Consider the following 22,311-nt stretch of genomic DNA (forward strand, 5'->3'; position numbering starts at 1 on the left):
GAGGCTCGGATTGCCAAATCCTATTTCTCGGAATTTATTGAATTGTCTCGATCCGGAAAATCTCCTTGATCGCTTTCTCGGAGGAGAATCCATTGATTCCACATGGCGAAAAAAATTTCATTCTGCATTCTGTTTTATTTTTGGATCGGATGCGGCGCCTCGAAATCCAAATTCATACGATTGAAAAAAGAATCTACGGAACAAGCGTCCCTGTATCTGCTTCGTCCTTCCCGGATTCCTTTGGCGTTTTGGAAACAAAAAATTTCCGTATTCAAATATGCGGGAACGTTTCAAAATTCCGCTCCGTTTTTTTACGCCGAAGTCGTGTTAGGCGACGGAGAATACATCCAAATGAATCTCGAAGAGGGATATTATCGTTTGAATTCGAGGGACGCGGAAAAAATTCTTTTTTTGGGGAAGAATAAAACCTATTTCGTGGATTATTTTCTTTTTAACGAAAGTTTTTTTGCGTTTCCGGAGCTCCATTTTAAGGAATTGAACAAGGAAGCCGCGATCGAATTTTTAATCGATTCTTCCCACATGGATCGTCACGAGAATTCTACGGATTGAAGTTGCGTATTAAAGAATCCAAGAATATTAGAAAATTCTTAGATTCTTTCGAATTCCCGAACGCCATCCAGTTTACGTGGCCCCCGCCACGAACTTCCCAGAACCACTTTGGTTCCTTTGCGTTTTTGAATAAGTTCATTCCGTTTTCGTAATGAACCACCGGATCTTCGGTTCCGTGAATGATTAAAATCGGAACGGGAGAAATCGTTCCGATCGTTTCCTCGGGACTAAAGGAATCGTCCATAAAAATTCCGAAGATAAGGTCGATCGGAGTAAAAAAGATATTTCTGAGAACGCTTTTAAAAACCTTTCGATAACTCGAAAAACTTCCGTCCAAAACGACCAACAACATCCCCGATTTGTCTCCGATCTCCGAAACGGCCCGAGCGGCGATCGCCCCTCCTAGGCTTTGGCCGTAGACGATCAGAGGAAGGTTTTGAATTTTAGAATATTCTAATTCTTTTTTGATAAGCGCGATCGAATCCTTATGAATTCCCTCTCGTTCCGCGACTCCGCTGGAATCCAGATAACCCCTATAATCGAAAGACACCAGTTGATAACCGTGATTTACGAGCCAAACCAGACTCGTAAAATGACTAGTCCTGTTTTCGCCGTTTCCGTGAAACTGAAGAATCACACCTTTCGGTTTGGAATTTTTCGAACCGATTCTCCAGAGTTTCAAAGTCTCTCCATCCGGAGTGATAAATTCTTCCTCTCGAAAGGTAAAACCGAGCGCGTCCGGTTTCCAATAACGTTCCTGAGTGGGTTGATAAAATAGTGAGGAACAAGACGAAAAAAATAATACGACAAGGCACGAGGCCGTACGCAAAATTCTTCCCTTAAAAAAAGAAAGAAGAGGAGAATTGAAGTTCTTCATAATACCTTTGTGCCTTTCCTTCCAATCGTATTTCCCAATTCTGAGAAAGGGAAACGCTGATCATCGGAGAAATTTTATAATCGTCCTTGTAACCGTAAACGGAGAAAACGAAATACTGAGCCGAAAGTCCGAACTTCCATTTTTGATAAGCGACAGCGGAAAATAATGCGACTTGAGGCGCGGCCAATAGACCTTCCCGGTAATAAGAATTTCCGCGGCCCTTGGCGCCCGCTTGAAGCGAAATCACCCAAGAGAAAGAACTTTCCGAATCGCGATTCGATAACGAATAACCGAACGTAGTGTCCGCGTTTAGATTGGATACTCGATACGGTGTTTCTCGTTTTTCTTTTTTATCATCATAGATCGAATGAAGGATGGAAACCGAATTCGGATCGGATAAGAACGGAAGATAAAGAAGTCGATTGGAACTCGGATACTCGGATTTTATCATCGAGGAATCGGTTCCGAAATCGACGAAAAAAGAAAGAGGCGTTTGGATCGGAGTCACCGGAGCCAAGGAAAGAATTTTTATCAGACTGGATTCTTCCAAGTGCGGATTTTTTTGAAGGTCGTATTGTCTGAGCTGCATCGAAAAATATTCGATCGTCGAAAACGGAACAAAACCTTTGTCGTAGTTCATAAAGTCGTGGTACGCGGCGCGCACGGAAATATCCGTATAACCGCCCAGGTTGGAAGCTCCTCGATTCATCTTGATTCTACCGCTTCCGTGTCCTTCCTCGGGTGGGGCGGAGGTCGGTTCTCGGGAAAGGATCGGAGGGAAGGGGAGTCTGCTTCTTTCCACGAGCAGATTCCTATATTTTTGTTCGTCTTGTATATTTTGTTTTTCTAATGTTTTTTGAAATCGTTTGGCGTCCAGGATCGCGTCCAAAATATGCGCTAGACGTTCCCCTTTGAATTCGTTTAACAAATCCGTTAATTCGATTTTGGAGGAAAGGTATTCGTAGAATTTTTCTCTTTCGATCGGAGACAACTCTTTGATCTTCTGTTCCATCTTGGAAGTCAGGGAAGGTCGATACGTTTTCCCGCGGATCAAGCCCTCTTTACTCAATGCGAGTTTTACCGTATCCGAAGGAATCGTGTAAAGATTGAATTCTTCCCGAAGATGAAGATCGGTTTTTGCGATTTCCAAAAGAGACAATAGATGATACGAACAATTCTCATCCAAAAAATAATAATCGAAGTAAGTCGAACCGAGCTCCCAGATATGAGAGGTCACTCTTTTTGCGTCCGAAGGTTCCACGTTCAGTTCGTATTCCCAGAGATCCCTGCTTTCCATATCGTTGTATTCGTTGATTTTATAATAATACGGAAAGATGCTGAACGATCCCGGATAGCCGCCGAACAAACCGCGCACCGCATACGTTAAGGCTCCGTCTTCTTTCGAGTAATTCGCCGCAAAGTTTACGGCGTAATCCAATATCTCCGATCGATTCGGATTCTCGCTTCCTATCTTTAAAAGATTGTGACCGAATAAGGAAGCCGGGTTGTTCAGATAAAAGGAAGCGAAGATGAGTTGGATCGAAGTGGGGTTTAGGGCCTGAATCCAATTTTCAAATCGCGCGCACCGAATTTTCGGTAAAGAATTTTTATCAAAATGAAGCTGTGAATCCAACCAACGAAACCGTTCCGGATACTTGCAGATAGGATGCAGTTTTTTTTCTTCGATCTCCTCTTCGCTCGGAGTTCTAAAAAATCCCCGGATCGTTTCGTTCAATTCTTCCTTCGGATTCCACTTTCCGTTCGGAGATAGAAAAAAATCCCGGCCGTCGATCTCGCTTTTTGAATTTCCAAAGATCGATTTTCGATAGTGCAACAACAAAAGCCAATAGCGCTCTTCGGAAAGTTTTTGTGTTTCCGCGGAGTTTAGATAAGATTCAAGCGACGATTCCGGTTGCGGGTTTTCTTGCGCAAAGACGGGAAAAAGAAAGAAGGTGTTGAAAATCGCGCTTATCAGAACGGAACGAATAGAAAAGAAAATTCTACTTTTATTTTTTTGAATATTCAAGAATGAGAATTTACAGAAAGGCTTTCGGAGATTCCGAAAGCCTTTGAAAGATCAGATTTTACAGCTCTTGGAAAGAATCGCGTCCTTGCTCATTTCCAATTTGATTTTAATCAGAAAATCGGAAGGATCCGCGTTTGCAAACAAAGAAGAATGATTCTTTCTTGTAAGATCCGCGAATGCCTTTGGATCCTTACATTCCAAAAGAGAAGCGAATGCTTCGAGTTTTTCACCCTTTCCCTGAGCCGATTCTAAGATTAAGGAATCGTAATTTAGGTGAACGAAAATCTCCTGTTCTTTTGATTTTTGAGTGACCCCGTCCGTTTTGCAGTTGAGGGTTCCGGTGGTGATTCCGGTTAATTGGTTCGCGGAAAAAAGATCGTTGATCGTCGCCGCGATCACTTGATGTACCACTTTGTTTTCCGTGATTACTACGGAACCAAGACCGCAACCTGCGGCGCCGTAGGCCTGAACGTTTTTCGTAAAGGAGAGCGAAAAAACGGCCAAAAGAAGGATTAGGATTTTATAATTCGTTTTCATTCTGTTCCTTCTCCTTAGATTTTACAAGCCGAAGCTAAAACTTCGTCCTGAAGAATTTCGTTTTTGACTCCGTCCAATAAGGTCGCCGGAGTTCCGTTCGGCACGAACAGTTTCGTATAACGGCTTTGAGCGAGGGAAGAAAATCTTTCGTTCATCTCGGCCGGACATCCGAATAAGGAGGAAAGAGCGTCTAACTTCTCTCCTTTACCCGTCACCATTTCCTGTTCAAGGGAAGAGTAATTGACCGATACGAATACTTCCTGAACTTTTTCGTTTTTAACGAGTCCGTCGGTCGCACAATTGGAAGTTCCGATCGTGATTCCCACGGTTTGTAGTCCGGTCCCGTTGGTCGTGGCGGCAAGAAGCTGATAAACCATCTTGTTTTCTTTGAAGAATAAGGAACCTAAGCCGCATCCCGCTACGTGGTAATCCTTTGCGGATAACGGACTCAGCAGAGTGATGCAGGAAAACGTCAAAAGGATCCATGAGATCTTTTTTTTCACAGTGTAACTCCAAAATGAGAATAGAGAATTATTTTCCATTTTGAAGAATATGTCAATTGGTTTTCGACTTGAGAAATCTCACTTCGAAATCTCTTCCACGAGTTTACATTCTGGAATTTCTTCCTTCTCGACTCGTTTCTCTTTTCGATAACCTACGATATGACCGGGAATCGAAGCGGCCAAGCCGACCAATTCTCCCACGGAACTTAAGATCGGTCCAGTCGCGTAGGTCGCGTAAGCGGGATATAACGTACGATAGGCGAGTAACTCGTTCTTTAGATCGCATCTATGTCTGAGATATCGAAGCGCGTCGTCCGACGCTCTCGCTTCCGCATACAACGGACCTACGATCGGAAAAGAATAACCGAGGCTGTAAAAGGATTTGTATTTTCTAAGAGCGAAGTCTTTCGAATGGCCGCCTTCGTGCAACACCACGGAAGGAAGATCACTGTAAAGATTGATCGTGTTCGAATACGGATTGTAATGATCTCCTCCGTTCAAGAATCCGGCGAAAAGTCTTCCCGGAAAGATCACTCCCACGATCCAGTTCGCGATTCCGATCGTGTATTTCAAAATCGGATGCACAGTATCCGATCTCCAAAGTTGTACGAGATCGTCGATGGGCGCGTATTGATTGAATCGGACCTTTACGTCTTTGAGATTATTTTCCCGGATATAATCCTTGAGATAATTTTTCGTTTCTTCGGAGAAGCGGTGATTGTTCATCTTCCGATTCCAGAGAATGAGTTTGGTTAAAACGCCAAAGACGTTTCCCATAAAATCCAAAAACCAATACGGTTCCCCTTCTTCGAATTGAGGATTGTTTTCGTCGAAGTAGTTTTGATTCGGATAATACGGTTTTGCGTGGATGTATTTTTTTTCTACGGAATACGTGCAACCTATGGAAAAAAACAAGGATGAAAGAAGAAGAAAGGCGCTGAAAAATTTTAAGAAAGGATGCATAAGAATCAGTTTCCTACTTTTTTTGGGGAGAAATCGTTTTGGCGGACTTTTCCAAAGCGGACTTTAGTTTTTCAGAAAATTCTAATAAAGCCGTCCTGCCGAGTTGATTGAGTTGATCCTCTCGGTTTCCTCGAAATCCGAGATAGGGCATGTAGATCAGCCAACCCACGATCGTTCCGGTTGCCAAAACAAAATTACAGTCAGTCACGTTCGATTCTATGGAATCCTCGAAATGAAAATTCAAAAGGTTTTCTTTTTTTTCCAAATTCAACACGTCGATATCGAGTTTAACGCTCGTATTGTTTCCGCCGAAACAGGAATCCTCCGTTTTCAATTCGAAGTTATTGATCAGAATCGTATATTTCTGATTCGTTTTGTATTCGTTTCTGTTTCGATCCAATTCTCTTGCGATGATCGTTCCTACGGAACCGTATTCGTTCTGCAATCTCCTCGGTGAAAGTAAGAATAGGAAGGGAATTCGATTCGCAAAGGGGCCGTATTTGAGTTCCGGAGATTCTTCGATTTCAAAATGCGGATTCGGATTCGGAACCGCAAGATGAGGAATCGTATCCAAGTTTCCCACGTCGAACGCGTCCGTTCCTTTTTTGGGAATATAAACGCGGACGGAGATACAGTTCAAAAACGAAAAAAGAACCAGGGAAAGGATAGAAACGGAAAGAAAAAAGTCTCCGAATCGGCGTTCGGTTAAGGATTTTCTTTTAAACATTAGAATATCACAAATTTTGAATGTTTGATTCTTTTTCAAGGGGAACTCTCCCGAGTGACCAAGGCGGTGATCGTAGTACAGTAGCCGGTTCCGATAAAACCGTAGTACCAGGATTCCTCTAAGGAGATCTGCGAAAGAATTCCGTCCTTTGCCTGCGCGGAAATTTTCGAGTAGGCTTTTGCAAATCTACCGTTGATTCCGATCGGAATAAAAAATAGAAGAACGAATCCGCATTCTTTCGCGTAGGCGGGATAGGTGATCGTGTTTTGATCCGGTTTGAATTTTTTCGGATTCTCGGGAATAAAAATCGGATCGGAAATACAGGAAAAGGTCAAGGCCGACAAAAGGACGAGGCTGAAAAATTTCGGATTCATCGGATCGCGTCTCCCGAAATGGTCATACACTGCGTGATTCCGAGCACGGCCCAGAACCAGGTTTCTTCGATCGTGATGTTTTTCAATCCTCGCGCGCCCGGAATTTGTTGAACCGCGTAGTTATACGCCCGTTCCACTTTCGAGTTTTGTTGGATGGGAAAAAAATAATACCAAGGAACCAATACGCCTAAGAATCCGCAGGCGCTTCCTTGAACTCTTCCGAGAGTTTTTTCTTCTCCCGTGAGAGGACGTTGAATGACGACGTGATCCGAAGAACAGTTCGCGAAGAATAGAAGAAACAAAATACAAAGTAAAAACGGAATGCGAAATTTCATGAAACCCACTCGGATCTGAAGTCTGGTGATCGTTTCGAATCCGGTAAAGTCATTTTTAATTCGAACGCGGAAGACGTTCGAATTTCATTCCCCCCAAACGACGATGCAGTTTTTATAAAAAACGGGTCCTAAAAAACTAAAGGAAGAATAATCCACGACCGCGATTTTTTGTATGTCGAACTCGTGGGCTATATCGGCCACGCTGTTTTTGGGTCCCCGAAACGTCGCGTTGTAATAGAAAAGGGAAATCGCATAGGTGCAACTTTCGCCCTTTCTCAAAATTTTGGCGGAAGAAATCATGTTCCCGTTCGTTTTGGAAAGAAGATGTTGCGTGTTGTATGAGAATAAAAGCGCCGGTTCCGAGGTGGCAATACATCCGGTGAGAAATATTCCCGCGAACGAAAACAAAACGATCGCTAATTTTTGAATATTCAAAATTCTTTTCATTCTTTTTCTCCCGAAACGATCACACAATGGTTTCTGTAGACGATCGCGAGAATTTGGAGGACGCTGTAGTCGATGACCGCGATTCTTTGGATTCCGTTCTTTTTCGCGACACTGCCCGCGCCCGCGTTTCCGAAACTGATGAGTCCGAGCACGCTGTGAATACATCCTTCGGCGACTGCCTCTTGTCTGACGTCGTTCGTAGGATTGATTTCTCCCGGATATTTATTGTGCGTGAATAGAAGCCCTCCGACCGGACCGGCCGCGCACCGTGAGACAGAAAAGGTTAAAGATAATAAAAGTAGAATATTCAAAATTCGTTTCATTCTTTTTCCCCTTCCGCGGATTCCTTTTGATCCGCGACGGGCTTAGGAACGGGAGCCGTCGCCGCCGATTTTTTCTCCCTCACTTCTTCGGAAACCTTGATTGCGGTCTGGGATTCTCCCTTGACGATCGTGCAGAAACTGTGATAGCCGATTCCTAAAACCGCGGTATGTTCGTATTCTATATGTGCAATTTTTTTAATATTCGATTTTTGAGCCGCGCTTTGGATCGAAGAATCTCCCCAAGCGAATAGCGCGAGAACGGAACGGGAACAGGATTCTCCCCGCTCCACACTTTTTGCGTTTCCGGTAATCGTATTCGGAATCGATTCGTTGTGATAGATAAGTCCTCCCTTATACCAAAGTTCGAAGGAAGGTCTTCCGTAAGCGGGCGTCGGATTTGTGTTCATCTCTTCGGGTCCCACGGGAGAATTGAGGACGTTGATCCCCGTGCAGGAAACGAGGTTCCAAAGAAAACCCAGAATCAGGATTCGTTTCGAAATTCTTACGATCGGAATTTGAAATTGATCGGGAAGTCGTATCTGTAAAATCATAAATCCTCCGCTTACATTCTTATAGCTCGTGGGCCGATCGGTTCCCGACACGAAATCCCGCTTTTTCTTAAAAAAAGGTTATGAAATCATTTATTTCTAACGGATTCAAAGATCGGATGCGACGTTCGAGTTTGACCTTCGAACCGAGAATTCGGGTTCGTTTTCGGTCGACAAACCTGTCTACAGATGGAAACGCGATAGTTTGCAAGAATTCAAAAAATAGAATGTTATTTTTCGGACAAAAAGGTGGATTCTTCCGAATCGTATGCGAACGGAGATACGACCTTGGATAAGTCCTCGTCTTCTTGTCGTTTTCGAAGTCTTTCAAAGTCGGATGTCCATTCTTCCTTTTTGAGGTCGGAAGTACGGCTCGGATTTTTTTGAAGATGGAAGAGTGAGAACAGAAGTAGTTCCCGGTTGTATCCGGTTTGTTTGAGTTTTTTGTCTAAGAATTCTTCGTCGACGGTGCGTCCGCTTTCCACGATTTCCTGGAGAATTTCGATCGCTTGTATGTCGGTTGTCGAACCCTGTTGTCGGTAGATTCTATGCAGAGGATAAAGAATCTCCTTTTCGGCTTTTCCGTTTTTTTTAAGGCTTAGGTAATAGGCTCTTCTTGCGAGCGCGAGCGAGTCGTTGAATCTTCTGTTTTGTAGGAACTCCAGCGCGGACTCGTAGGCGAAGATGGGCTCGTTTCGAAAGATCGCCGCCCGGTTCAAAAGGGATTGTTCCAAGTTCGGAGATTTTTTTTTCTTCAACGACAAAAGAAGAATTCTGTGAAGATACGGATTTTCCGGAAAATAAAGAAGGAATTTTTTGCATTTGGAAATGGTTTCGTCGATCTTTCCGGATTCGTGAGCGGTTTTGACCTCCGCCTCGATCGCAGGCAAATCGTTTTTGTAGGGATTATTCTCCCGAATCCAATGGAGAGTTTCGTTGTAGTATTCCAAGTTTCCGAGTCTGGAACTCAAAACCAAGGTCTTGTATCGGAGCAGAGGATTTTCGTGATTCTTAGATAGACTGAGTCTTGCAAACTGAAAGGCCTTCGCGGGTTTTTTTAATTCTTCGTATCCTTCCACAAGTTCGGTCCAAAGCGTCGGATGACTCGGTTCGACCTCGACGCTTTTTTCAAAACTTTGCATCGCCGTCGTTAGATCTCCTTTTCCGATCCAGGCCCTTCCTTCGATTTCGTAATAAAGTCCGTTTCTTTTTTTACCGAGAGAATCCGCGATTTCCAGTTTTTGAAGGGCTTGGTCGTAACGGAGGCGTTCCAATTCTTCCCGAGCCTGTCGGAGCAACTCGTCGTAAGAAAAGGTTGAATTCCCAAAGAGCGTTGAATAACCTGTGCAAAGTACAAAAAAGAACCAAGTGGATAGCAGTTTCCTCGGCGCTCTGTCAGGTAGAATTCTTCCCATCTTTTTAAACATCGGAACATTGAAAAAAAACAAGAGGTTTCACTGAATGAATTCAGTTACGATTATTATCGCCATGTCTATTTTGGCGATCGTTACTGCCGTAGTGTATACCCTGAAGGTCGTCCGCATCCAAGTTGGCGCCCCGGGTAGTAACGAAAAAGAAACGAAAAAACTTTTAGAAATATCTTCCGCCATCTCCGAAGGAGCTATGGCCTTCCTCGTCCGGGAATACAAAGTAATTTCCCTTTTCATCGCCTTTATGGCCGTCCTGATCGTTCTTCTCTTGGACAATCCGGGATCGGAAGGGTTCAACGATGGAGTTCACACCGCGATTGCGTTCGTTTCGGGAGCTTTGATCTCCTGTCTTTCCGGTTTTATCGGAATGAAAATTGCGACCGCAGGAAACGTAAGAACCGCGGAAGCCGCTAAGACTTCCATGTCGAAAGCGTTCCGCGTTGCGTTCGACTCCGGAGCGGTGATGGGATTCGGTCTCGTGGGTCTTGCGATTCTCGGGATGATCGTTCTTTTTCTTCTTTTTACGGGAATGCACCCGAACGTTGAAAAACACTTTCTTATGGAATCCTTGGCCGGTTTCGGTCTGGGCGGTTCCGCTGTGGCTCTTTTCGGTCGCGTAGGCGGCGGGATTTATACAAAGGCCGCGGACGTCGGAGCCGATTTAGTCGGTAAAGTGGAAAAGGGAATTCCGGAAGATGATCCGAGAAACCCCGCTACCATCGCGGATAACGTGGGAGACAACGTGGGCGACGTAGCCGGTATGGGAGCCGATCTTTTCGGTTCTTGTGCGGAAGCGACTTGCGCGGCCCTTGTGATCGGTGCGACCGCATCGGCGCTTTCCGGTTCCGTGGACGCTCTTTTGTATCCGCTTCTCATTTCTGCGTTCGGAATTCCTGCTTCTCTTTTGACGAGCTTTCTTGCAAGAGTGAAGGAAGGCGGAAACGTAGAATCCGCTCTCAAAGTTCAGCTTTGGGTTTCCACTCTTCTCGTTGCGGGAATCATGTATTTCGTAACGAACACATTCATGGTGGATTCCTTTGAAATCGCAGGAAAGACGATCACGAAATGGGACGTTTATATCTCCATGATCGTTGGTCTTTTCTCGGGAATGTTCATCGGGATCGTAACAGAATATTATACTTCTCATTCTTACAAACCCGTAAGAGAAGTTGCCGAAGCATCGAACACAGGTGCGGCGACCAACATCATCTACGGATTGGCTCTCGGATATCATTCTTCCGTGATTCCCGTGATCTTGCTTGTGATAACCATCGTAACCGCGAATCTTCTCGCGGGAATGTATGGAATCGCGATCGCGGCTCTCGGTATGATTTCCACGATCGCGATCGGTCTGACGATCGACGCCTACGGTCCTGTTTCGGATAACGCGGGCGGGATCGCTGAGATGGCGGAACTCGGAAAAGAAGTTCGTGATAGAACCGATACTTTGGACGCCGCGGGAAACACGACCGCCGCGATCGGAAAAGGTTTTGCGATCGGTTCCGCGGCTCTGACTTCTCTTGCGCTTTTTGCGGCGTTTATCACAAGAACGCATACGACCAGCCTCGAAATTCTGAACGCGGAAGTGTTCGGTGGATTGATGTTCGGAGCGATGTTGCCTTTCCTCTTTACCGCGATGACTATGAAGTCCGTAGGTAAGGCGGCCGTGGATATGGTCGAAGAGGTTCGTAAACAATTCCGCGAGATCCCGGGCATCATGGAAGGAAAGAACAAACCGGATTACAAACGTTGTGTGGATATTTCCACGACTGCGGCTCTTCGTGAAATGATTCTTCCGGGACTTCTGGTTCTTTTGACTCCGATCCTCGTTGGATATCTTTTCGGAGTGAAAACTCTCGCGGGTGTTCTTGCGGGCGCTTTGGTTGCGGGTGTTGTTCTTGCGATTTCCGCGGCAAACTCCGGCGGAGGTTGGGACAACGCGAAGAAATACATCGAGAAAAAAGCCGGTGGAAAAGGTTCGGATCAACACAAGGCGGCCGTCGTAGGCGATACCGTGGGAGATCCGTTCAAGGATACTTCCGGACCGTCGATCAACATTCTCATCAAATTGATGGCGATTACAAGTCTCGTGTTTGCGGAATTTTTCGTTCAACAAGGCGGACTTTTGATAAGATTGTTTCAACATTAAGATTTTCTAAATTAGAACTTCATAAAGTAAGAAACAAGGAGGCTCTTTTCGCTCACGCGGGAAGGGCCTTTTTTAATTTGGGCGTGCCCCGGCGAAGGATCGGAACGTTTCAGCGAACGTCTTGTTTTTAAGCGATAGGCTTTTGAGAGTTTGTCGCCGGGTCGCGCTCTCGCTCCAATCTGCAAAGCGCCATTTTGTTTTGTTGAAGTAGGAGCGTTTTTTGAAGCAAGGATGGCGCATTGCAGTATTTCCGTTCGATCGCTCACGTGGCGGGCGCTTCGTAGTAAGCGAGGCAACAATGATCGGAATTTTGTCGGAGTTCCGACGGAATTTGTGAAGATTTATTTTGGTTTACGAAAGCGGAATTTTCTGTTAAAGGGAATTCGTGATTTTTCCCGCCACCTCAACTCAGCGACTCGCTCTCTATGGATCGCTCGTCATCCCACCACCCGAAATCAGGGTGGGGCGCGATTCCGAAAAATTTCGTCGGAACTCCGACAAAATGTGAAAACGCTTTTTTCTTGCAGTTTCCCAAAAGAACGATCACCTTCAACGATATGATTCTTCGTTCTTTTTTGATCCCCGTCGTGATTTCCGTTTTGTACGCGATCGCCGTGCAGTATTGTTTTCGAATCGAATCCTTAAAGGAACTCGGGCTCGGAATGACTTACGGAGGAATTTTTATTCTTCCCTTTTTGATCGGAGTAATCTCGTGTTATAGCGCGGAAAAGACGAAACCGCGTTCCGTTTTCTTTCATATCTTCTTTCCTTGGTTGCCGACGATCGTATCTATGCTCTTTGCGCTTTTGGTGAATTTCGAAGGAATGATTTGTCTCATTATGGGGCTTCCGATTTATCTCGTCTTATCGAGCTTAGGCGGAATCGCGGTCGCGATTTGGTTTTACATCTTTCCAGAAAATAGAATGAATCTGCTCGCCGCGTTCGGAATACTTTCTCTTCCTCTTGTGACCGGTTACTTTGAAACGTTTTGGGATTTGCCGAATGAAATTCGTTTTGTGGAAACAAAGATTTCGATCGAATCGACTCCGGAAAAAATTTGGAAGAACATCGTAAGAATACCGGAGCTCGAAAAAACGGAAGACGGATTTTTTTATACGATGGGATTTCCAAGACCGGTCGAAGCGACTCTTTCTCACGAAGGAATCGGAGGCGTTCGAGAAGCCAAGTTCGAGAAAGGATTGGTCTTTTACGAAACGATCACCGAATGGAATCCCGGGCGCAAGCTGAAGTTCGAAATCCAAGCCGATCCGAATCTGACTCCTTTGACAACCTTAGATCCGCATGTCGTTCCCGGCGGGATTTATTTCGACGCGTTGCAGGGAGAATACGAATTAGAATATAATAAAATTCTAAAAGATAACAAAAAAGAAAACGTAGTTTTGCACTTGAGGAGTAAATACCGTCTTTCCACTCATTTTAACTTTTACGCCTCCCTTTGGGGGGATTTTTTGATGAGGGACATTCAAAATTCCATTTTAAGAATTTTGAAACGAAGAATTGAAGGGGACGGGATTGAATGATGATTTTGATCTGAATGATAAGCTCAACCTGCGCGGGTTTCGTGACTGAAATATACGCTCTTAAAAATAGGGAAGGGAAGCGAATGAGTCTCAAGAGATAAAATTTCTTCGCACCGATTTGAATTGGGCGCAGCATCTTATTGGAATCGGGATCCTAGATATAATACAAAAGGGACCTGGAAAGGTTTTTATTCCTCTGTTACTGATCGTATTTCTCCGTGTTAAAATAGCGGTAATAATTTATGGGAACCGGCGTTGGATTGAAAACGTATCTTAAGATCTTTTAAATTATCGTAGATTTTTGTCTTTGAATATTTCTCAATACGATTGTAGAAGAATCCTGAAAAAAACAGAAGTCCTCCTGAAACGATTCCTTTGGACTGAAACCGAAGGAAATCTTTATAGAAAGTGGACATTATCGAAAATCGTATACAATTTTCACGTTGAGACTTTTTCCTTGTTCGTTGTTTATGTTTGAAGTCCCTCTGTATTCCATAATTCTTTTCGAATCCATATCGTAGACCATGTCGATCGGCTTCACGAAAACGGAAAAGAGTGCGTTGTCGATTTTCATCCTCAAAAAAAGGGCAGGTTTGCCTTTGTAATCTCCAATTTTGGTTTTGGAAACGGAAAAAGCAAAGGAGTCCTTTTCTACGGGGACTAAAAAGCGAAAACGAATCGTTTTGCCTTCTAAAAGTGCATCCCAATAGACTTTAATAAAATAATCGAAACCCCCGTCCATCGATGCCGGCTCCGAAAATGAAACTAACTTTTCTTCCAAAGGTTTTTCGAAGGACCTTCGAGCAAATAGTCGTGCGGTTCCCGTTTTTAAAAAAGAGCCTCCCTCCAAGTAACCGTCGCGCAGATCGTCCAATTGAAAATCCGGAATCATATTATTTTTGGAAAATTCGATTTTCTTTTTTGCAAAGACTTTTCCATTCGGGTCCTTGTATTGGATTATTGAATAGGAATGGTTTCCATTTTCCCAAACTTCTTCGTGATGATCGTAATAAAGAATTTTTCCCGAATTTAGATCCGTTGCAGTTCCAAAAAATCGCACCTTTTTAGTTTCCCCGTACATTGAAAATGATTTAATTAAAATTAAGAATGGGATTAACTTCTTCATTTTTTTGTATTCCTGAATTTCATTTCTTAGACTGGAAAACTGAATTTAGGAAATAAATTTTAGATTTTCGGATCAATTCAAAGTCTTAGAAAAAAATTCGAATCCAAATTTCCGAGAGGAACACGAGTTCGTCCGTAGAATGAATATTTTTCTCGACCCGGAGGAGGTTTCGATTGTCTGAAGACAACTGCGGCTTCAAAGCGTCTCTTGCAAAAGATTATAAAGAATGTAAATGATACGATTAGGGCGTCCCGAAGACCTTGCGAATCTTTGCGCGTGCCAATACCTTTACCCTTCCGACGAACTGAACTATGAATAGCGTTTCGTTGTTGGAATTTAATAGATCAACGACTTCGCCCGCTTCATTCTCCGAAGGAATCTCAAAATTTGAAGTAGATTCGCGCTCTACAACTTGATCCCCCATTTTAATTTCAGAGAAGCAGTCGAAGCACTTTACTGGAACAACTTCTCCTTTTGATAATTGAGGGAAGTGAGAAAACCATTCCTCTAAATCCCCGACAAGATTCGAACGTGACAAGAGCCCGCAGACGGGGCACCTCAGATACGGCAAATAGGTTTTGATAGCGCGATAATTTTGAATGTCTATTGCTTCTTGTAATTTATATTGAACATCTTGATACAGAGAAAATTTTACGGTCGAAAACATAGAGTCCAGAACGAAATAGATCGAATTCGTAGGATTGGAGCGCGAGGCAAATTTTTCAAAGGCTTGGTCCAGTTGTTCTAAAGAAAGAAATTCTATGGTGACAAGGAATTCAAAAAACTTAGGATTTCCTAATCCCGATTTTCTTCGTACTAACCGTGCAATTCTATAAGATTCGACAAGCCATTGTTTTTTTAATTGGTATAAATATGCCCTAGTGCTTTTAACAAAATCGATATCACGAATTCCCGGTTTTAGATTTGCCCATAAATGATAAATAATCATAAGTGATACATTTTTTCCGCATATTTTATGGGTTACTTTTTGTTTTCGCTCGGAGATAGAAAATATTTTTATTTGTTCTTCATTGACAGGGGAACAACCGCTAAATTTTACTCTGCTTCAATTACAATTTGTTTACAGAGTCGAGTAAGAGTTTAAATTTCTTTTGTAAAGAATGTGTGAATATTCTAAATAGTGTGTATGCACTATATATGACATACGATGAATTATCGGAACTTTTCTTTGCGTTTCGTGGAGGCTTACTTCAAATTCAGTAGCGCCTTTGTTTTGCTTAGAAGGTGGGAGTTCCTACATTTTCGGGGACGCGGATTTTACTTGCAAAACGTATGATTTTCTGATATGGAGAAAATTCGGAAATCTTCCCGCCACCGCACCCCACCACCCAAAATCGGGGTGGGGCAGTCGCTTCTCGAAAAAATCGTCGGAACTCCGACCAAATTCACCTACAACAATCCCTGGATTTCCTCAAACAGTCGCTTCGCCGCACCGCGACCGGATTGAACGAATTCTCGATTTCGTTTCCGAATCGTTTCTAAATCCTTTTCCGGAATATTCAAAATTTTGAATATATCTTCCGCTCCGGAAACGATAAAAAGCCCGCCGGTATTTTTTAAAATCGTAGCCTCGGGAGAATTCGAAATCTTAGGACCGGTCATCAAAGGCAAGCCGAAAGTCGCCGGTTCCAAAACGTTGTGAACCCGATTGTGAAGAGCTCCTCCCACGTAGGCGAAGTCCGCGGCCTGATACGCAAAAGCTAAAACGCCTAACACGTCAAAGACGATCGTCTGGGCGTTCATCCGGTCGAAAGGAGTCGAAGTCCAGGTTTGATAGGAAATTTTCGCGTCCTGAAGACGGTGTTCTATGGAAACGATCCGATCGGGAGAAGTTTTGTGCGGAAAAATCCAAAACGCGAATTCGTTTAACAAATTCGGATTTTCTTTTCGGATAAGCGCATGAAGCGACACGATCAATTCTTCGCAAGGTTCGTAAGTGGATGCGAATAGTATAATTTTCGAATATGGATAATTCTTCGGTCTTTTGAATTCTTTTTTGTTGTCTTCGATCTTTTTAAGAACCGTATCGAATCTCGTATCGCCCAAGACTTTTACGGGAACGTTGTTCGGAACAAGAGAACGAAACGCATCATAAAAGGATTCGTGAGAAGGATAAATTCCGTCCAGAAATCGAAACACGGATCGGGTCAATCTTCCCATAAAACCGTTCTTACGACTTCCGATCACGGCGGAACCTAACACGACTTTGGCGCCGAATTTTTTAGAAGCCAAAATCAGATTCGGCCAAGTGTCCCAAGCCATCAAAACGACGATCTTCGGATGAAAATGCGAAAAGATCCAATCGTATGCGAACGGAGTATCGATCGGAAGACGAAAGGTTTCGTCCGCCGGAAACGCTTCCAATTGGGAATCCCGAACGCTCTCCGAAAAAACGGATTGGATCAAAAAAGCGGAAGGATCGTTCTTACGAAATTCCAAGGCCAAGGCTCTGCATTGATCCAATTCTCCCACGGAAGCGGCGTGGAGCCAGACCGTATATTTTCCGGAAAGATCCAAGGGTTTGGAAAGAATTCTTTTCCGATCCGCCCGACGTTTTCCGAAAAAACGCCTTACCGACGTAAATAAGAGAGCGAACGGAACGATAAAGACGAGAAGAAAGATCGTCAGGATTTGGTAGAGAAAAATCATAGGTTTATGAGCGGAGTTCTTTTTGCTTTTGATCTGATGGACACCTTAATCAAGGATCCCTTTCATTCTGCACTCTATAAAATACTTCCTAGCGAATCGAGAGAAAAATTCATCCAGGGAAGGGAAAGAGAAGCCTTTATAGAATTCGAAAAGGGTCGGATCGAAGAGGAGGAATTCTTCGAAAGATTCTATCTTCCCGAATATAGAAACGGGGATTTACCCGATCCGAGAAAAATCAAGGAACTCATGTTTACCAAGGTTCGATTGATCGGTGAAACGGTCGAAATCGTAAAACTTCTCAAGGCGAACGGAAACAGACTCGTACTCGCGAGCAACTATTCGGTATGGTATCAGGAGCTCCAAAAATTTCCCGAAATGCAGGAGGTATTTTCTCACTTCGATCAGCTTTATTTTTCCTGCGAACTCGGAGCCCGCAAACCCGCGGAAGAATATTTCCAATGGATTCAAACCGATTTCCCCGGAATGAGATACGTATTGATCGACGACAACGCGTCTAACGTGGAAGCGGCGGGATATATGGGTTGGGATACGTTTCAGTTTAATCCGAAAACGCCTTCGGAGCTCAGAGAATTCTTTAAAAACCAGTACCCCAATTATCTTTGATCTCGGCGCCGGGATACGCTTCGTCCCTCGTATCCACGAGAATTCCCATCCGATCCAGATAAAAAACGAATTCTCCCTTTTTCTGAAACGGACCGGGGATCAATCGAATCTCCGCGATCTCGAACGGATAACGAAGACTTCGGTTTAACCGAACGTTTCTATCCGGGATCTCCAATTTCTTTTCGATTCTTTTCCAACCGTCGAAACTCAAATCCCCCAAATCCAAAACGATCTCCTTGGATTTATGTTGGTGAAGAATCAATTCCAACCTCGCGTTTTGGGAAGAAGCATTCATCCAAAAAAAGATTCTTGTCGGAGTTCCGATCGGAAGTCGGATCTTTTCCTTGGGACGAATCACAATATGTGCGTGTTTCGGATTTTCAAAAAAAGTCTGGATCATCATCGAACGATAGTCGTTGGCCGGGGAAAGAGTCGGATACGATTCTCTTTCCTTTTGAAAGGCGGAGTTTTCGGGAACGAGCGCGTTAAACCGAATCTCGTTTAAAAAAGAAACCCCTCTGTAAATTTCCCAGGGCCTTTCTCCGTCGAACGAGTCCACAAGAAAAAGATTGTATTGCTTCCAGTCCGAGAGTATCTTTTCTAAAATCAGAACCCGGCTGATTTCGTCCTCGTCCCGTTTGACGGGAGCGGAATTTAAGTTCGTCGTAGATCCGACAAAGCCCCAAGCGGAAGCCAAAACACAAACCGCGGACAAAACTCGGACGTAAAACAAGGCTCTCACAGGATTCTATTCGGAGAAAATGAGACTTAAAAACAGAGGAAAAAACCGATATTCTAAACGGGTGCAAACATGAGAAGAGACCAGTTGAAAATTCTCCTTTCGGGAATCTTAGTTTTACTTTTAGGATCGCTGATCGTTTACAGTTATCTGTTTCGAGAAGACATTTCCCGATTCTTAAAAAAGAAGGAAGGGGAAGAAGTCTCGAGCAACTCCAAAACGGACCGCGTCATCCTAAGTCCCGAAATGAATTCGGAGCCGCCGATTTCTCCCAACGATCTCAATTCTCTTCCGACCGAAGAAAAAAAAGGCCCGACTTCCGGAGAATTCTCCGCAAACGAAAAGGAAAATCCGACTTCCAAGGAAAACAAATCCCTTAAGGAAGAATGGCCCGAGGAGAAACACCAAAGTTCCGTCGAAAAAACGCCGAAGGAAAAAACTCCCGAAGAAAAATGGAATCCCCCCAAAGACGAAACCAACGTCTACAAGGATGAGGAACCGAAAAAAAGAAAGATCGAGGATTCGCGCGAAGATTGGGAAACCAAAGCCGATCGCAAATCCAAAAAACACAGAATGAGTTCGGGTAAAAAATCGGGAACGAAAAAGAATTCTTCGGTAAAAACCGGAAAAAGAATCCGTTCTTTGGAAACGAGGGTGAATCGGCTCGAAAGAAAATTAGGAATTTCTCATACGAAGAAAAAACACAAAACCCGGAAATCCGATAAACGAAGTCTTGAAAAAAGGGTTCAAAAATTGGAACGGGAAATGGAAAAATTAAAAACCAAAGAATGACATGGAAATCCGGGAACGTTATCAAGAAATCAACGAAGAGTTAAAAAAACTCAGACCCGCAAACCCTCCCGTTCTCATCGCAGTATCCAAATTTCAACCCCTGGAAAAAGTCAGGGAAGCGATCGAAGGCGGAGTTTCTCATTTCGGAGAAAATCGAATTCAGGAAGGACTTGAAAAATTCTCGTCTTGGATCGGAGAAAAAAATTCTTCCCTGGTTCTGCATCATATCGGACCGGTTCAAAGCGGAACCTTGCGCAAGTTATTCTTAGGTTATTCGTACGCGCACGGAGTCGGTTCGATCACGACCATAAACGAACTTCTTCTTCGCGCGGAAAAAGAACAAAAACAAATCCGCTATTTTCTTCAGGCCAATCTGACCCTGGAAGATACGAAACACGGTTTTGAAAAAAAAGAACTGATCGCCGCGCTCGAAAAAAAAGAAAGTCTATCCAACACATTTTGTAAACTCGAAGGTTTGATGGTAATGGGTCCGTCCGACGGAGATCCGATCGGAACCAGAAACGTGTTTCGGGAACTGAACCGAATCAGAAAAGAATTTATACCCGAGGGAAAACTTTCCATGGGTATGTCCGGAGATTATAAAATCGCGGTCGAAGAGGGAAGTGATTTCGTACGAGTGGGGAGTGCTATTTTTGGAGAAAGGAATTGATATGAAACAAACGATCGGAATCGCGGGTTGCGGAAATATGGGAGGAGCGATTTATCTTTCCCTCAAGAAACGTTATCCGACACAAGTGCTGGGATACGATCCCTATATGACCTCGAACAAAAAAATAGAACTCGTATCCTCTTGGGAGGAATTCGTTTCCAAATCCGAAGTCGTCATCGTATGCGTAAAACCCGGAAAGGTTTCCGAACTTCTGAAACGGATTCAAACTCCTAAAAAAATTATTTCCGTTGCGGCGGGAATCGGAACGGAGGCGATTCGAAAGGATCTTCCTTCCGGATCTCAAGTCGTCCGTGTGATGCCCAATCTTCCCTTACTCGTATCCGAAGGAGCGATCGGATATTACGGAGATCAGGCGTTGTATGAAACCGTATCCGAAATTTTTCAGTCCTTGGGACATTCCGTACAACTCGCATCGGAATCGCTTCTCGACGCGGTAACCGGTCTTTCGGGATCGGGACCGGCTTATGTATTTAAGTTCATCCAAGCCTTGGCGGAAGGAGGGGTTCTTTCCGGTTTGGGTTATCAAGAATCTTTGGATCTAAGTATACAAACCGTGATCGGAGCCGCGGAACTTCTTCGTAAAGAAAGAAAAAAGGATCCCTCCACACATCCGGAGGTTTGGAAGAATAAGGTAACGTCACCCGGTGGTACGACCATCGCCGGTCTTGCGGAATTGGAAAAGAACGGTTTTAGCAACGCGGTATTGGAAGCGGTAAAGGCCGCGACAAAACGTTCTCAAGAATTGGGTGGCTAAAAAGAAAATCCGGAGTCTCTTTCTATAGAAGAGGATTCTAAAATCAAGATTTGAAATAGTGCTTTGTGATTAGTCCGCCTAACGAGAATAGGTTAACGTAAATCTGCGAGTAAATATTCATGTTCTAAAAATAAAAAAGATAGCAAACTTCTTATAATACGAAGTTATATGGGAAAACAACTCTTGGATTTAAAATTTATCTTGAAAAGAAAGAGGGAAGGATTAAAACACTAGCGCGGACAGGATTCGAACCTATGACCTTTGGGTTATGAGCCCAACGAGCTACCAGCTGCTCCACCGCGCGGTGTCTAAGGTCAGTATTTGTGAAGAACCCTCGAAAGCAAGAATAAATCGACAAAAAGAATTGATTTTTAAAGAAAAATTGGTCTGATAACCTCTTAATAGAGAATCAGTTCGAATGAAAAAGAGCGTCGAATCAAACTCGGCCATAAATTGGAAAAAACTCCCTTAGTATCTACAGAGACCGGAGAACCAACCGTTTGATCAGTAAAGAAAATGATCCCTTGATGATAGAGTATCTGGAAAAGAAAATCTATGATCAAAAGCAATTATTAGAAATCAGCAAGGCTCTTAATTCCACATTAGATTACAAATATCTAATGGATGCAATTTTAAACATTTGTCTCGCTCAGTTACAAACTCTTCAGGCCGCGATCTACGTCAGCCCCGAAGCGGATTCCGATTTTTTCGAACTCGATCCGAGTTATAAAGGATTCGATCTTTCCGAAAACGAAAAATCTTTCCGAATCAAAACGGACGCCGCGCTCATTCAGTTTATGGAAACGAGAATGAAGGCGATGACCGTAAATCAGATCGAAGAAAGTATGGGAAGATCGGTAAACGAAGTCGACTTCCTCCGCGGAATCGGAGCCGATCTCATCATTCCCTTAAACGCAAAGGGAAAGGTGAACGGACTTCTCGTTCTCGGCGAAAAGATGACGATGAACGAAGTGCAAGAAGAGGACCGAGACTTCTTAACGACTCTTTCCACTCTCGCTGGAATCGCGGTGGAGAATTCCCGTCTTTACGAACTCGCTACGGTCGATATGATGACCGGGCTCAAAGTGCATCATTACTTCCAAACCAAACTCAAAGAAGAGATGGATCGATGTAGAAAGAAAAAATCTCATCTGACTCTTCTCTTTACGGACGTGGATAACTTTAAGAAGTTCAACGATACCCACGGTCACCAAGCGGGAGATCAGGTTCTGATCGAAGTCGCAAGACAACTCATTCGCAACGCGGGCAAACACGATACTCCGGCCAGATACGGCGGGGAAGAATTCTGCCTCGTAATGCCGGGGGCGGATCTCGAAAGAGGTTATGAGATGGGTGAAAAGATCCGCAAGGCCGTGGAAGCGAGTTCGGTAAAAAATCCGAACGGAGGACCGGACTTAAAAGTCACCCTTTCCGTCGGAGTCTCCGAGTTTTGGTCCAAGGATAAAAACAACCGGGATCTGATCGAAAGAGCGGATAAGGCCCTCTACGAGGCCAAACATTCCGGAAAAAACCGAACCATTTGTTTTAAAGAGAACTAGAAAAAC

25 protein-coding genes and 1 tRNA gene are annotated in these 22,311 nt (G+C 43.9%); 8 read left to right on the top strand and 18 right to left on the bottom strand.

The window, feature by feature from the left end; genetic code table 11:
* Positions 1-102 precede the first annotated feature (102 nt).
* Positions 103-570 (top strand): hypothetical protein, encoded by a 468-nt coding sequence (locus LEP1GSC052_RS02730; RefSeq protein ID WP_010574311.1) that lies wholly within the window; start codon positions 103-105, stop codon positions 568-570.
* On the opposite strand, the gene LEP1GSC052_RS02735 is transcribed toward LEP1GSC052_RS02730, so the two are convergent.
* From LEP1GSC052_RS02735 to LEP1GSC052_RS02790, 12 genes are all read right to left on the bottom strand, one after another.
* The gene (locus LEP1GSC052_RS02735; protein WP_010574312.1) at positions 560-1,447 is read right to left on the bottom strand and encodes an alpha/beta hydrolase; all 888 of its coding nucleotides are present in this window, start codon (positions 1,445-1,447) and stop codon (positions 560-562) included. The genes LEP1GSC052_RS02730 and LEP1GSC052_RS02735 overlap by 11 nt on opposite strands.
* Positions 1,410-3,434, bottom strand: a complete 2,025-nt coding sequence (locus tag LEP1GSC052_RS02740) for a lipoprotein N-acyltransferase Lnb domain-containing protein (protein WP_040913233.1) — start codon at positions 3,432-3,434, stop codon at positions 1,410-1,412. Before LEP1GSC052_RS02740 ends, LEP1GSC052_RS02735 begins: the two co-directional genes overlap by 38 nt.
* Before the next feature lie 90 nt (positions 3,435-3,524).
* Positions 3,525-4,010: a DUF3015 family protein gene (locus tag LEP1GSC052_RS02745; protein ID WP_010574313.1), complete on the bottom strand. Its 486-nt coding sequence runs from the start codon at positions 4,008-4,010 to the stop codon at positions 3,525-3,527.
* Between the two features lie 14 nt (positions 4,011-4,024).
* Positions 4,025-4,513, bottom strand: a complete 489-nt coding sequence (locus tag LEP1GSC052_RS02750) for a DUF3015 family protein (protein WP_020985876.1) — start codon at positions 4,511-4,513, stop codon at positions 4,025-4,027.
* Between the two features lie 78 nt (positions 4,514-4,591).
* Positions 4,592-5,476 carry a hypothetical protein gene (locus LEP1GSC052_RS02755; RefSeq protein WP_010574315.1) on the bottom strand — a complete coding sequence of 295 codons (885 nt, stop codon included), beginning with the start codon at positions 5,474-5,476 and terminating at the stop codon, positions 4,592-4,594.
* A 13-nt stretch (positions 5,477-5,489) separates the two neighbouring features.
* Positions 5,490-6,203, bottom strand: coding sequence for a hypothetical protein (locus tag LEP1GSC052_RS02760; RefSeq protein ID WP_051185378.1), 714 nt, complete (start codon positions 6,201-6,203; stop codon positions 5,490-5,492).
* A gap of 35 nt (positions 6,204-6,238) precedes the next feature.
* Positions 6,239-6,577, bottom strand: a complete 339-nt coding sequence (locus tag LEP1GSC052_RS02765) for a hypothetical protein (RefSeq protein WP_010574317.1) — start codon at positions 6,575-6,577, stop codon at positions 6,239-6,241.
* Positions 6,574-6,912 (bottom strand): hypothetical protein, encoded by a 339-nt coding sequence (locus tag LEP1GSC052_RS02770; protein ID WP_020986696.1) that lies wholly within the window; start codon positions 6,910-6,912, stop codon positions 6,574-6,576. The genes LEP1GSC052_RS02765 and LEP1GSC052_RS02770 overlap by 4 nt, the downstream gene beginning before the upstream one ends.
* A gap of 84 nt (positions 6,913-6,996) precedes the next feature.
* Positions 6,997-7,359: a TRL domain-containing protein gene (locus LEP1GSC052_RS02775; protein ID WP_010574319.1), complete on the bottom strand. Its 363-nt coding sequence runs from the start codon at positions 7,357-7,359 to the stop codon at positions 6,997-6,999.
* Positions 7,356-7,682: a TRL-like family protein gene (locus tag LEP1GSC052_RS02780; RefSeq protein ID WP_020986129.1), complete on the bottom strand. Its 327-nt coding sequence runs from the start codon at positions 7,680-7,682 to the stop codon at positions 7,356-7,358. The genes LEP1GSC052_RS02775 and LEP1GSC052_RS02780 overlap by 4 nt, the downstream gene beginning before the upstream one ends.
* A complete protein-coding gene (gene lsa14 / locus LEP1GSC052_RS02785; protein ID WP_051185353.1) occupies positions 7,679-8,233 on the bottom strand; it encodes an adhesin Lsa14 in 555 nt (184 codons plus the stop codon). Before lsa14 ends, LEP1GSC052_RS02780 begins: the two co-directional genes overlap by 4 nt.
* A gap of 227 nt (positions 8,234-8,460) precedes the next feature.
* The gene (locus LEP1GSC052_RS02790) at positions 8,461-9,678 is read right to left on the bottom strand and encodes a tetratricopeptide repeat protein (protein ID WP_040912790.1); all 1,218 of its coding nucleotides are present in this window, start codon (positions 9,676-9,678) and stop codon (positions 8,461-8,463) included.
* A 13-nt stretch (positions 9,679-9,691) separates the two neighbouring features.
* On the opposite strand from LEP1GSC052_RS02790, the gene LEP1GSC052_RS02795 reads away from it, so the two are divergent.
* Positions 9,692-11,809, top strand: coding sequence for a sodium-translocating pyrophosphatase (locus tag LEP1GSC052_RS02795; protein WP_010574321.1), 2,118 nt, complete (start codon positions 9,692-9,694; stop codon positions 11,807-11,809).
* Between the two features lie 11 nt (positions 11,810-11,820).
* Here LEP1GSC052_RS02795 and LEP1GSC052_RS21180 read toward each other — a convergent pair whose 3' ends face one another.
* Positions 11,821-12,075 (bottom strand): hypothetical protein, encoded by a 255-nt coding sequence (locus LEP1GSC052_RS21180; RefSeq protein ID WP_010574322.1) that lies wholly within the window; start codon positions 12,073-12,075, stop codon positions 11,821-11,823.
* 255 nt (positions 12,076-12,330) lie between these two features.
* Between LEP1GSC052_RS21180 and LEP1GSC052_RS02800 the strand changes: the two genes are divergently transcribed.
* The gene (locus tag LEP1GSC052_RS02800; protein WP_020986478.1) at positions 12,331-13,350 is read left to right on the top strand and encodes a hypothetical protein; all 1,020 of its coding nucleotides are present in this window, start codon (positions 12,331-12,333) and stop codon (positions 13,348-13,350) included.
* 415 nt (positions 13,351-13,765) lie between these two features.
* Here the strand turns inward: LEP1GSC052_RS02800 and LEP1GSC052_RS02810 are convergent, their stop codons facing one another.
* From LEP1GSC052_RS02810 to LEP1GSC052_RS02820, 3 genes are all read right to left on the bottom strand, one after another.
* Positions 13,766-14,410 (bottom strand): hypothetical protein, encoded by a 645-nt coding sequence (locus LEP1GSC052_RS02810; RefSeq protein ID WP_156892098.1) that lies wholly within the window; start codon positions 14,408-14,410, stop codon positions 13,766-13,768.
* A gap of 307 nt (positions 14,411-14,717) precedes the next feature.
* Positions 14,718-15,425 (bottom strand): DUF6614 family protein, encoded by a 708-nt coding sequence (locus LEP1GSC052_RS20670; protein ID WP_010574327.1) that lies wholly within the window; start codon positions 15,423-15,425, stop codon positions 14,718-14,720.
* Between the two features lie 461 nt (positions 15,426-15,886).
* The gene (locus tag LEP1GSC052_RS02820; RefSeq protein ID WP_010574328.1) at positions 15,887-17,146 is read right to left on the bottom strand and encodes a 3-deoxy-D-manno-octulosonic acid transferase; all 1,260 of its coding nucleotides are present in this window, start codon (positions 17,144-17,146) and stop codon (positions 15,887-15,889) included.
* 6 nt (positions 17,147-17,152) lie between these two features.
* Between LEP1GSC052_RS02820 and LEP1GSC052_RS02825 the strand changes: the two genes are divergently transcribed.
* Positions 17,153-17,770, top strand: a complete 618-nt coding sequence (locus tag LEP1GSC052_RS02825; RefSeq protein WP_010574329.1) for an HAD-IA family hydrolase — start codon at positions 17,153-17,155, stop codon at positions 17,768-17,770.
* Here the strand turns inward: LEP1GSC052_RS02825 and LEP1GSC052_RS02830 are convergent.
* Positions 17,742-18,512, bottom strand: coding sequence for a flagellar filament outer layer protein FlaA (locus LEP1GSC052_RS02830; RefSeq protein WP_020985892.1), 771 nt, complete (start codon positions 18,510-18,512; stop codon positions 17,742-17,744). The genes LEP1GSC052_RS02825 and LEP1GSC052_RS02830 overlap by 29 nt on opposite strands.
* Before the next feature lie 69 nt (positions 18,513-18,581).
* Between LEP1GSC052_RS02830 and LEP1GSC052_RS02835 the strand changes: the two genes are divergently transcribed.
* From LEP1GSC052_RS02835 to proC, 3 genes are read left to right on the top strand one after another with little or no spacing between them, the layout of a single operon-like run.
* Positions 18,582-19,301 (top strand): hypothetical protein, encoded by a 720-nt coding sequence (locus LEP1GSC052_RS02835; protein ID WP_040912793.1) that lies wholly within the window; start codon positions 18,582-18,584, stop codon positions 19,299-19,301.
* Between the two features lies 1 nt (position 19,302).
* The gene (locus LEP1GSC052_RS02840) at positions 19,303-19,971 is read left to right on the top strand and encodes a YggS family pyridoxal phosphate-dependent enzyme (RefSeq protein WP_020986032.1); all 669 of its coding nucleotides are present in this window, start codon (positions 19,303-19,305) and stop codon (positions 19,969-19,971) included.
* A gap of 1 nt (position 19,972) precedes the next feature.
* Positions 19,973-20,746 (top strand): pyrroline-5-carboxylate reductase, encoded by a 774-nt coding sequence (proC, locus tag LEP1GSC052_RS02845; RefSeq protein ID WP_010574331.1) that lies wholly within the window; start codon positions 19,973-19,975, stop codon positions 20,744-20,746.
* Between the two features lie 231 nt (positions 20,747-20,977).
* On the opposite strand, the gene LEP1GSC052_RS02850 is transcribed toward proC, so the two are convergent.
* Positions 20,978-21,050, bottom strand: a tRNA-Met gene (locus LEP1GSC052_RS02850).
* A gap of 196 nt (positions 21,051-21,246) precedes the next feature.
* On the opposite strand from LEP1GSC052_RS02850, the gene LEP1GSC052_RS02855 reads away from it, so the two are divergent.
* The gene (locus LEP1GSC052_RS02855) at positions 21,247-22,305 is read left to right on the top strand and encodes a sensor domain-containing diguanylate cyclase (protein WP_040912794.1); all 1,059 of its coding nucleotides are present in this window, start codon (positions 21,247-21,249) and stop codon (positions 22,303-22,305) included.
* The last annotated feature ends 6 nt before the right edge of the window (positions 22,306-22,311 follow it).

This window comes from Leptospira kmetyi serovar Malaysia str. Bejo-Iso9 (genome assembly GCF_000243735.2).
Taxonomy (GTDB): Bacteria; Spirochaetota; Leptospiria; order Leptospirales; family Leptospiraceae; genus Leptospira; species Leptospira kmetyi.

Bases quoted from the DNA above. Each gene is read 5' to 3' on its own strand.
- LEP1GSC052_RS02730 (WP_010574311.1), top strand. From the start codon at position 103: ATGGCGAAAAAAATTTCATTCTGCATTCTGTTTTATTTTTGGATCGGA.
- LEP1GSC052_RS02735 (WP_010574312.1), bottom strand. From the start codon at position 1,447: ATGAAGAACTTCAATTCTCCTCTTCTTTCTTTTTTTAAGGGAAGAATT.
- LEP1GSC052_RS02745 (WP_010574313.1), bottom strand. From the start codon at position 4,010: ATGAAAACGAATTATAAAATCCTAATCCTTCTTTTGGCCGTTTTTTCG.
- LEP1GSC052_RS02755 (WP_010574315.1), bottom strand. From the start codon at position 5,476: ATGCATCCTTTCTTAAAATTTTTCAGCGCCTTTCTTCTTCTTTCATCC.
- LEP1GSC052_RS02760 (WP_051185378.1), bottom strand. From the start codon at position 6,203: ATGTTTAAAAGAAAATCCTTAACCGAACGCCGATTCGGAGACTTTTTT.
- LEP1GSC052_RS02765 (WP_010574317.1), bottom strand. From the start codon at position 6,577: ATGAATCCGAAATTTTTCAGCCTCGTCCTTTTGTCGGCCTTGACCTTT.
- LEP1GSC052_RS02770 (WP_020986696.1), bottom strand. From the start codon at position 6,912: ATGAAATTTCGCATTCCGTTTTTACTTTGTATTTTGTTTCTTCTATTC.
- LEP1GSC052_RS02775 (WP_010574319.1), bottom strand. From the start codon at position 7,359: ATGAAAAGAATTTTGAATATTCAAAAATTAGCGATCGTTTTGTTTTCG.
- LEP1GSC052_RS02780 (WP_020986129.1), bottom strand. From the start codon at position 7,682: ATGAAACGAATTTTGAATATTCTACTTTTATTATCTTTAACCTTTTCT.
- lsa14 (WP_051185353.1), bottom strand. From the start codon at position 8,233: ATGATTTTACAGATACGACTTCCCGATCAATTTCAAATTCCGATCGTA.
- LEP1GSC052_RS02795 (WP_010574321.1), top strand. From the start codon at position 9,692: ATGAATTCAGTTACGATTATTATCGCCATGTCTATTTTGGCGATCGTT.
- LEP1GSC052_RS20670 (WP_010574327.1), bottom strand. From the start codon at position 15,425: ATGATTATTTATCATTTATGGGCAAATCTAAAACCGGGAATTCGTGAT.
- LEP1GSC052_RS02820 (WP_010574328.1), bottom strand. From the start codon at position 17,146: ATGATTTTTCTCTACCAAATCCTGACGATCTTTCTTCTCGTCTTTATC.
- LEP1GSC052_RS02825 (WP_010574329.1), top strand. From the start codon at position 17,153: ATGAGCGGAGTTCTTTTTGCTTTTGATCTGATGGACACCTTAATCAAG.
- LEP1GSC052_RS02835 (WP_040912793.1), top strand. From the start codon at position 18,582: ATGAGAAGAGACCAGTTGAAAATTCTCCTTTCGGGAATCTTAGTTTTA.
- LEP1GSC052_RS02840 (WP_020986032.1), top strand. From the start codon at position 19,303: ATGGAAATCCGGGAACGTTATCAAGAAATCAACGAAGAGTTAAAAAAA.
- proC (WP_010574331.1), top strand. From the start codon at position 19,973: ATGAAACAAACGATCGGAATCGCGGGTTGCGGAAATATGGGAGGAGCG.